This is a genomic window from Halalkalibacterium halodurans (assembly GCF_004376175.1).
GTDB classification, from domain to species: Bacteria; Bacillota; Bacilli; order Bacillales; family Bacillaceae_D; genus Halalkalibacterium; species Halalkalibacterium halodurans.
The window spans coordinates 18,767-27,537 of sequence record NZ_SNUY01000043.1 but is presented as its reverse complement, the minus strand read 5'-3'; the positions used below and the strand labels follow the sequence as shown (position 1 = coordinate 27,537).

Here is an 8,771-nt window from a genome sequence, read left to right as displayed (position 1 = left end):
TTTTTTCTTAAGGGGATTGATGTCGTGTGGTTACCTCATCAATACCTTAGAATTCAGGGGGGTGGCAAGTTTTTTGCTTATAAAGCCCTCTAATATAGGATTTATTAACCTATTTCTATATAAAGTTTTGACAATACGATTTAAAAGAAGGGGGGAAAGAAATGGAACAATTACAGAAGGTAATGCAAACGATTGATGAGCAATGGGAAGAGCAGGTTGCCTTTCTGCAAACACTCGGTCGTTTTCCTAGCACACTTGGCAACGAAGGGGCTATTCAAGCGTATCTCGCCCACTATTTTAAGCACGAAATGGGACTTGATGTGGATGAGTTCGTTCCGAATCCGAGCAAGCTTATACGTCATCCATCTTATATTGATGTTGATTGGGGATACGATCAGCGTCCGATTGTCGTCGGGACGGCGCAGTCGAGTAAGCCTACGGTTGGGAAAAGCTTAATTTTACAAAGTCATGTGGATGTCGTCAGTCCTGAACCTGTTGAGCATTGGACGTATGATCCATGGGGCGCAACGATCGTGGAAAATCGCATGTACGGGCGAGGAATTCAAGATATGAAGTCCGGGTTGGCGGCGATGATTTTTGCCTATCGTGCCTTGCAACAAGTGGGCGTTGAACTCGGGGCTGACGTCATCTTTCAATCAGTCATTGAAGAGGAGTGTACCGGTAACGGAGCTCTTGCTGCACTTATGAGAGGTCATGCGGCAGACGGGGCCCTGATCCCAGAGCCTTTTGGCTTACAGGCGGTCATCACTCAAGTTGGCGTACTCTGGGTTCGTTTAAAAGTCATAGGGGCGGGGGCCCATACAGAACGGGCAGATCGTGCGGTGAACCCAATCGAAAAGGCCTACCTGCTCATAAAAGCCTTGCAATCGTATCGGCAGTATTTAAATCAAGAGAAAAAGCATCCAGCATATTCCGACCACCCCCATCCACTCAATGTGAATATTGGAACGATCCATAGTGGAGACTGGCCATCCAGTGTCCCAACAGAATGTACGATCGACGTGCGGGTTGGCTTTTACCCTGGCGTGGACCCTGATGACGTAAAAAGTCAAATCAAAGACTGGATAAATCAGGCCTCCTTGCAGGATGAGTGGCTGTCCCATACACCGCCTGAGCTCACGTTTTACGGTTTTTCTGCCCCCGGTGCTGAAATTTCGAGCGAGGAGCCGTTGGTGCAAGCTCTTGCTCGGACGCACAAGCTCGTTCATGGGACGAAAATGAAAACAACTGCCATTACCGCAACTACGGATATTCGCACATTTATTAATGATTTTAACATTCCGGCCACATGCTATGGCCCTGTAGGGGACGGAATGCACGGAATAGATGAATGGGTTGATTTGACAAGCGTAAAAGATGTGACGAAAACCTATGCAGCCTTTATGATGAACTGGTGCGGCGTCCGTAAATGATCAGCACTAGAAAACTCCCGTATCACGCTGAAATCGGGGTACGGGAGTTCTCGTTTTCGCTCTAAGAAGACGCTAGCGTTCCTGCAGGTCCAAAAAACTCATAATGAACCTGCTGTTCGGGAACGTCCCAGTCTTTTAAAATTTGAGCGATCGTTTTCATAAATGGGACTGGCCCGCAAAAATAAAAGTCTGCCTCTCGATCGTGGAGGATAGAACGAAGGAATGATTCATCGATAAATCCTTCCTTTTTCATAAAAGGATTCATCCGATCCCCTGGTGTTGGCCGTTCGTAGCATACAGCATAGTGGACATTTTCTTGCTGGCTAGCGGTTTTAGCTAAATGATCATGCATGGCATGATAAAAACCATTGATTGCTGCATGAATAAATATCACTTCACGTTTTACTCCTCTTTGCATTAAAGTGTTAAACATACTCATAAGAGGCGTTACCCCTACGCCACCGCTTATGAACACAATTGGACGCTCCCCTTCCTCCTGTAACGTAAAATCTCCTGCTGGTGCTGTGATCTCTAACACATCCCCCTCATGGATATGTTGATGCAAATAATTCGAGACGATCCCTGGGGGCAAATCGCCATCCCCCTCCTCACGCTTAACAGTGATCCGGTAATAGCCTTTTTCTGGGGCATCTGATAAACTATATTGCCGCATATGAGTATGCTCCTGTCCTGGAATCGTTACTTTTACGGTAATATATTGCCCTGGTTTGTAGGAGGCAAGTGCTTTCCCGTCTTCAGGCTTTAAATAAAATGATGTAATTGTCGCACTTTCCCTTTGCTTTTTTTCAACAACAAAGGAACGGAACTCGCGCCAACCACCCGGAGCCTGACTAGCCTCTTCGTACATTTTTTTCTCAACTTGAATGAACACGTCTGCGATCAGTTCATACGCTTCCCGCCACGCCTCCAATACGTCATCAGATGCAGCATCTCCTAGTACTTCTCTCATCGCAGCAAGCAAATTCTCCCCGACGATCGGATACTGTTCTGGTTTAATGTTTAAGCTGCGATGCTTGTGGGCGATACGGCTGACAACAGGTAAAATTGCTTCCAAATTGTCGATATGCTCAGCGGCCGCATAGATGGAATTTGCTAGTGCTTGCGGTTGTCTTCCTTGTTTTTGATGCGTCTGATTAAAGATGTTTAACAATTCCGGATGATGACTAAACATTCGTTTGTAAAAGTGCTTCGTTATCGCTTCCCCGTGTTCGGCTAAAATCGGTACGGTGGCTTTAACGATTTGTTTCGTTTCTTGGCTTAACGTCGCAGTACTCATGGATGGATCGCCTCACTTTTATAAATAAGTATTTTGTATACATATTTAAAGTACACCACCTATGTTCATTAATCAATATTTAAAATACACATTTAAACCATTGTTAAATTTTCGCCACAAATGAGTCCTCGTCTTCCTTTTTTCTGTTTACCTGACGCTAAAGCTTGCACCCCCATACGTTAACGTATCCATTGAATGGAAATAGGATAAAATCCCCATGCCGTATAGACTTCATCTCCTTTTAGTGGAGACGCTAAAAAATCCCCCCACTGAATGAAGTTTCACTTTATGGTATGCTGTTATCGACATGATCATTTGGAGTGAATGAAATGCAATTAACTTCTTATACTGATTACTCGCTTCGCTTGCTTTTATATTTAGCTTTACAGCCTAAAGACAAACTCTCTAGCGTCAAGCAAGTGGCAACGATTTATAACATTTCCTACAATCATTTAACAAAGGTTACGTATGAACTAGGTAAGCTCGGCCTCATTGAAACAATAAAGGGACGAAACGGTGGCATTCGCTTGGCAAAAGCGCCGGAAGAGATCAATATCGGTGCTGTCGTCAAACAAACGGAAGATAACCTTGAACTCGTCGAATGCTTCAACCACGAAACGAACACATGTATTTTAAACCCGGTTTGTCGCTTAAAAGGTGTCTTACATGAGGCGCTTACAGCTTATTTACGTGTACTTGAGCAGTATACACTAAAAGATTTATTGACCAATGAAGATGAATTGCAAGCATTGCTCAAGCTCAAACCATAAAAAAAATCAGCTCACCGGTTGGGTAAGCTGATTTTTCATATTATTATGAACTTGCTTTCCGCTCCATAACATTTAAACCAATTCCCATAAAGAGGACCCCCATCAAAAACAAGACAGCCGCGTGAAACAGAACATCATGGATTGGTGCTTGATTGATCGTGACTCCTTTCAGCAATTCCATTCCGTAAGTAATCGGAGCAAATTTAGATACGAATAGCATGGCACTCGACTGAACTATTTCTAGTGGCCAAAAGGCACCACCGACCATGGCCATGCTTGTGGATACGAGTGGGATCACTGCATCAAGCTGCCGAGCGTTTGTCACAAAACTACTCAATAACACTCCGAGCGACACAATCGCAAACACATATGGAGCGAGGGCTAAAAGCGCCATGGGAAATCCGCCGTAAAAGTTTACGCCCAGCAGATAATGAAAGAAACTAAATAGCAGCGCCAGTTGACCATAGCCGAGTAAAAAGCTATACGACAAATGACCGAGATAAATTTGTGTTTTTCGTAAAGGCGATAGCATCACTCGATCCCATAGGCCGTTTTGTTTTTCTTGAACGATCATACTAACCGTAAAACTAATCGTCATGATCGCAAAGTATAAGCTGAATCCAAATAACGACTGTAATCCTTGATCATACTTGAAATCCTTTTCCTCTTGCGCTTGTTGTTTCTCCAATTTATAAGCCGGATTTGCTAGCCGCCTGTCCACTTCTGTTCGGATGTCGCTCGCAGATATGGACAGGTGGTCAGCGGCTTGATCATAGATTTGCTGTTCTTGGTAAATCATCATAAGGTGGGTAAAAACTGCATTGACGTCCACCGTTTCTGCAGAGGATAGCATACGAAAGTCATCCTGCTTCAGCGCAATGGCGAAGTCCATTTCATGTTGACGTAACCCTGTTTCGATCTCCTCTTGATCCATTAATTGAAAATCAAACCGTTTATGCTCATTCAAATAACCTAACATCTTAGCCGTTTCTTCAGACGACATTCCTTCCACATAGACTGGTACTTCTACCTTTGAAAAAGAAGACTGGCCCGTCACAAAGGCGAAGGTCGCCGTCAAGATAAAAAAACCGACGACGTACCACGGACGGTAAATCAAATGCCGCCAATAGTTCCACAAAATCGCTCTCATTGAGCTTCCCCCCTTTTCGGAAAGACGAGCCATGCACAACCGATGAACAATGCGCTCATGAACGCTAGTCGATAAAATGTCGCCTTCAACCCTGACAGTTCTCCTCCACTTAACAAGTATAAATACGAGTTCAAAGCTGCTCCATTTGGTGTCCATTGTCCCAGTCGATAAAGCGATTCAGACAACTCCCCTATATCGAAAAAGCTACCGCCAACAAACGCCAATATGGAGACAATCCCGCTAGAGAAAACGGTAATTAAGCTCGTTATCTGGAAGTGATAATTGAATGATGTCATCAATACAGCTAGAGCACCAACTGTTATTGAAAACATAATCGTTATCACGACAAATGGAAGAACCGTAGGAAGTGTCGTTTGATAAACAAGGGACGAAAGAGTAAAAACGATGATCAACTGAACGAAGGAAATAAGCGTACCTGACACCCATTTGCTAATCATGTATACCCATGGCGAGACGTTGGCAAGCATAACACGTTGAAACACTTGTTGTTGTTTCTCTAATTGTCCATAACTAGCGATGAATGCCACCACAAACAAAGCAAACATGACACACATCCCGACCGTATAATAATCAAACGAAGAGATCGGCTCACGCTCGTCAAAAAACTCCCACGAACCGACAGAATCAGGCACAAACCAATTTGGTTCAAGTGGAATCCTCTGCTGGGCCGACGCGATTTCATTTAAGCTCATTTGAATATTCCAATATCGGTACAGTTGGTCAACGATTTGGTCAACAATTGAAGCTCGTAACGGTGCCTTTTCATTCAAATAAACTTGGGCGGCTGGTACCTGGTCCTCTCCTAGAAACACCTGCTTCCAAGTAGCGATCCGATAGCCTTCCGGAAAATAGATGACTCCGTCGTAATCAGCTCGCTGAACTTCATCTAGAGCATCCACATGTGTTCAATAAAAGAAAGCTGCTCATTATCTAGTATTTGGTCGATCAAAAGGTCAGGCAGCGACACATGGGGAAGGACCCTTGAAAATGCTTGTACTTGTTCTTTTGACAGCCCCCTCTCATGTAAAACCGTTTGAAAGTGCCCAGCTTCCGTGACATGACTCCCCTCATCAACAATGACCATCGTCACTGACAAATCGCCACCATCACCACCCATGACGTTTTTCAACGAAAAGCCAAGAATGGAAATTAACACAAATGGCATAAGTAAGAGAATCGCTAACTCTTTACGATCTCTTATAAAATGGAGGAGGTCTTTTTTTATAAACGGCCCAATCATCATTCTGCCCCTCCTTTAATCTCGCAACTTTCGTCCAGTCAAGTGTAAGAACACATCTTCGAGCGTCGGTGCTTGAATGTCAATCGACTTCAAGGTTGTTCCTGTTTCTTTTGCGAGCATAAACAGATCATCAAGGATGTTTTCTCGTTTTGGGACGATGATGGTAAAGGTCTGCTCCATAACTTTTACCGAGGAAATGACTGGATGATCTTGCAGAGCTGTTAAAAAACGAGGGGGAATACATCTCCGTCGTTAGCTTGATCGACTGATTCGATGAAAGGATACCCTTCACTTCATCTTTCGTCCCTGATGCAATCACTTCCCCTCGATCCATAATATAAAGACGATCGCACAAATACTCGACTTCCTCCATGTAATGAGACGTATAAATGACGGTCATTTCCCGCTCTTGATTCAACGTTTTGACGGTTTCTAAAATGTGACTCCGTGACTGAGGATCGATGCCGACGGTGGGTTCATCCATAATGATAAGTTCCGGTTCGTGGAGCAAGGCAACAGCGATGTTGAGCCTTCTCTTCATCCCCCCAGAAAACGTATGAACTCGATCATTTTGTCGTTCCTCCAATCCTACAAGCTGTAAGGTGCTCTCCATACGATGTTTTAGTTCCTCACCTTTTAACCCGTAAATTTTTCCGAAGAACGCCAGGTTTTCACGGGCGGTCAAATCGTGATAAACAGCTATTTCTTGTGGGACGACTCCAAGAATCGAACGAATGGCTTTCGATTGCTTGTGAAAGCTTCCTCCTTTTATTAAAACATCTCCTGACGTGGGCTGAATTAAAGATGAAATCATCGAAATCGTTGTGGATTTCCCGGCTCCATTCGGGCCAAGCAACCCAACCATTTCTCCTTTTTCGATAAACATATTGATGCCTTTTACGACTTGACGGTTTTGATAAGTCTTTGATAGATCAATCACTTCAATCATGTTCTCTCCTCCTTCCCTCCTAAGCTTATCGAACAAGGCAAAGGATACATACTGCTTTCCGTCACTTCTTATGAAAAAGGGGCTGTATCAAAAGCCTTTAGCGGGAAATACCATGGACGCCATCCATAGAGAGGGTGACCATGGTATTTTTTGCCTCTGTTTATGCTGCTTGTTTCTTTTGGTGGCGTTTTCTCGCCGCCACCTTTCGTATGTTGTGAGCCAGAGCCACCCAGCCGAACTCAACGTGGACTTTTTTCAGCCCCCGCAGGTGGAATCGTTGGAAGCCTAGGTTTTGTTTGACATGACCAAATACACTCTCCACGTCCGTTTTTCGACGCGAGTAGAGTGTTCGTCCGTCGTTACTTTTCAGTTTGATCGCTTCTTTCGCCTTTAACTCTTCATACACCGGATTGTAATAGATTTTTCGGTTGCCTTTGGCGGTGGTACAGTCCGCTTTAAACGGGCATCCTTCACAGGACTCACATTCATAGATTTTAAAGTCTCGGGTGTAGCCATGTTTATCTGTGCGGCGACTATAGTGGCGAAACGTCACTTTCCGCTGATTCGGGCACCAGTATAGATCGTCTTTCTCATCGTACATCCAGTTGTGCGGATGATACGCTTTTTTCGAAAACGATCGTTTCTGTTCCTGTTCATAGGTGTTGTAAGGGATCAACGTGTGCAGGTCTTCCTGTTCGGTGAGATACATATAATTCGGTTCACTTCCATAGCCGGCGTCCGCAATCAGGTTTTCCGGTAGATGCCGTCCGGTTTCTTTCAAACTCTCCCAATGAGGCTTAAGCAACCGGGCATCCGTTGGACTCTGATGAATGGAATAATGGAGAATAAACTGGTCCTGTGTGCCGGCTTGGATATTGTACCCGGCTTTGAGCTGACCGTTCATCATGTGATCGTCTTTCATGCGCATAAACGTGGCATCCACGTCCGTCTTTGAATAACTATTGCGATCCCCAAATAAATCCATTTGGGTTTCGTATTTCTCTAGACGCGGGAGATAATCCTTTGTTAACGCTTTATGAAACTGGCGCAGCGATTTGACAGCTTGTTTCTTCCCCTGTTTTTCATCGACCGTATCGAGAGCTTCGATGGCGTCTTCCTGCGCCTTGAGCTCCTGTTCGACTTGTTGAGCGACTTCTTCCAGGGCTTCTCGGGAGATACGTTCGCGTGGAAATGTGTCATCTTTTCGTTTCAGGGAGTCGATATCGAACGCAATGGCGTCTTCAATCGCCTGAAGATTGTCCTCGATTTTCGATTGCAGTTTTTCTTCGTATCCCTCAGTCTTTTTGCGCCAGACAAACGTGTACTTGTTGGCATTAGCCTCGATCTTGGTGCCGTCGAGAAAATAGTCCTTTCCATCGACATACCCTTCTTCTATCAGTAGCTGGACCATCTCCGCATATAAGGCATCCATCACCGGCTTTCAGCGTTCTGAACGAAACCGGTTAATCGTGTTAAAATCGGGCGCTTGGCTGGCGGAAAGCCACATCATAGGCAAGTGTTCTTTCAGAGCGCCTTCGATGGCACGGGCGGAAAACAGCCCCTGTGTATATCCGTACAAGACGATTTTCGCCATCATTTTCGGGTGGTAGGCGGGGCGACCGCCTCCTTTATACACATCAACAAACAGCTGATCGTCCAGGGCATCGATCATGTCGCTCACGATCCGAGCAACGTGATCCTCAGGAATTAAATCGGAAAAATCCATAGGAAGATACAGCTGATTCATGGTATAATCTTGGAAAGTGACCGTTTGGTTACTCATAAAAAATCGCCTTCTTTCGTTAATGTGGTGTGGTAACTTCATTATACCGAAAGAGGCGATTTTTTTGTATGTTTGGCATGAAAAAGGAGCTGTCAAAAGGTCATTTTTTATGACCTTTTGATACAGCC

6 protein-coding genes and 2 pseudogenes are annotated in these 8,771 nt (G+C 44.6%); 2 read left to right on the top strand and 6 right to left on the bottom strand.

Annotated features, from left to right (window positions below):
- The first annotated feature begins 161 nt into the window (after positions 1–161).
- The gene (locus E2L07_RS13765) at positions 162–1,433 is read left to right on the top strand and encodes an ArgE/DapE family deacylase (RefSeq protein WP_134229848.1); all 1,272 of its coding nucleotides are present in this window, start codon (positions 162–164) and stop codon (positions 1,431–1,433) included.
- Positions 1,434–1,494: 61 nt separating this feature from the next.
- On the opposite strand, the gene hmpA is transcribed toward E2L07_RS13765, so the two are convergent.
- Positions 1,495–2,730 (bottom strand): NO-inducible flavohemoprotein, encoded by a 1,236-nt coding sequence (hmpA, locus tag E2L07_RS13760; protein WP_053431697.1) that lies wholly within the window; start codon positions 2,728–2,730, stop codon positions 1,495–1,497.
- Between the two features lie 329 nt (positions 2,731–3,059).
- Here hmpA and nsrR point away from each other — a divergent pair, with 329 nt between their 5' ends.
- Positions 3,060–3,500: a nitric oxide-sensing transcriptional repressor NsrR gene (gene nsrR / locus E2L07_RS13755; protein ID WP_010897227.1), complete on the top strand. Its 441-nt coding sequence runs from the start codon at positions 3,060–3,062 to the stop codon at positions 3,498–3,500.
- Positions 3,501–3,543: 43 nt separating this feature from the next.
- Here the strand turns inward: nsrR and E2L07_RS13750 are convergent, their stop codons facing one another.
- The 5 genes and pseudogenes from E2L07_RS13750 to E2L07_RS13730 all read right to left on the bottom strand — a co-directional run.
- Positions 3,544–4,650 (bottom strand): ABC transporter permease, encoded by a 1,107-nt coding sequence (locus tag E2L07_RS13750; RefSeq protein ID WP_010897226.1) that lies wholly within the window; start codon positions 4,648–4,650, stop codon positions 3,544–3,546.
- Complete coding sequence (locus tag E2L07_RS13745) at positions 4,647–5,570, bottom strand: ABC transporter permease (protein ID WP_134229847.1); 924 nt, start codon at positions 5,568–5,570, stop codon at positions 4,647–4,649. Before E2L07_RS13745 ends, E2L07_RS13750 begins: the two co-directional genes overlap by 4 nt.
- Positions 5,558–5,914, bottom strand: a complete 357-nt coding sequence (locus E2L07_RS13740; RefSeq protein ID WP_134229846.1) for a hypothetical protein — start codon at positions 5,912–5,914, stop codon at positions 5,558–5,560. The genes E2L07_RS13745 and E2L07_RS13740 overlap by 13 nt, the downstream gene beginning before the upstream one ends.
- A 12-nt stretch (positions 5,915–5,926) precedes the next feature.
- Positions 5,927–6,860: pseudogene (locus tag E2L07_RS13735) on the bottom strand (ABC transporter ATP-binding protein).
- Positions 6,861–7,032: 172 nt separating this feature from the next.
- A pseudogene (locus tag E2L07_RS13730) lies at positions 7,033–8,643 on the bottom strand (IS1182 family transposase); the annotation flags it as partial.
- Positions 8,644–8,771 lie beyond the last annotated feature (128 nt).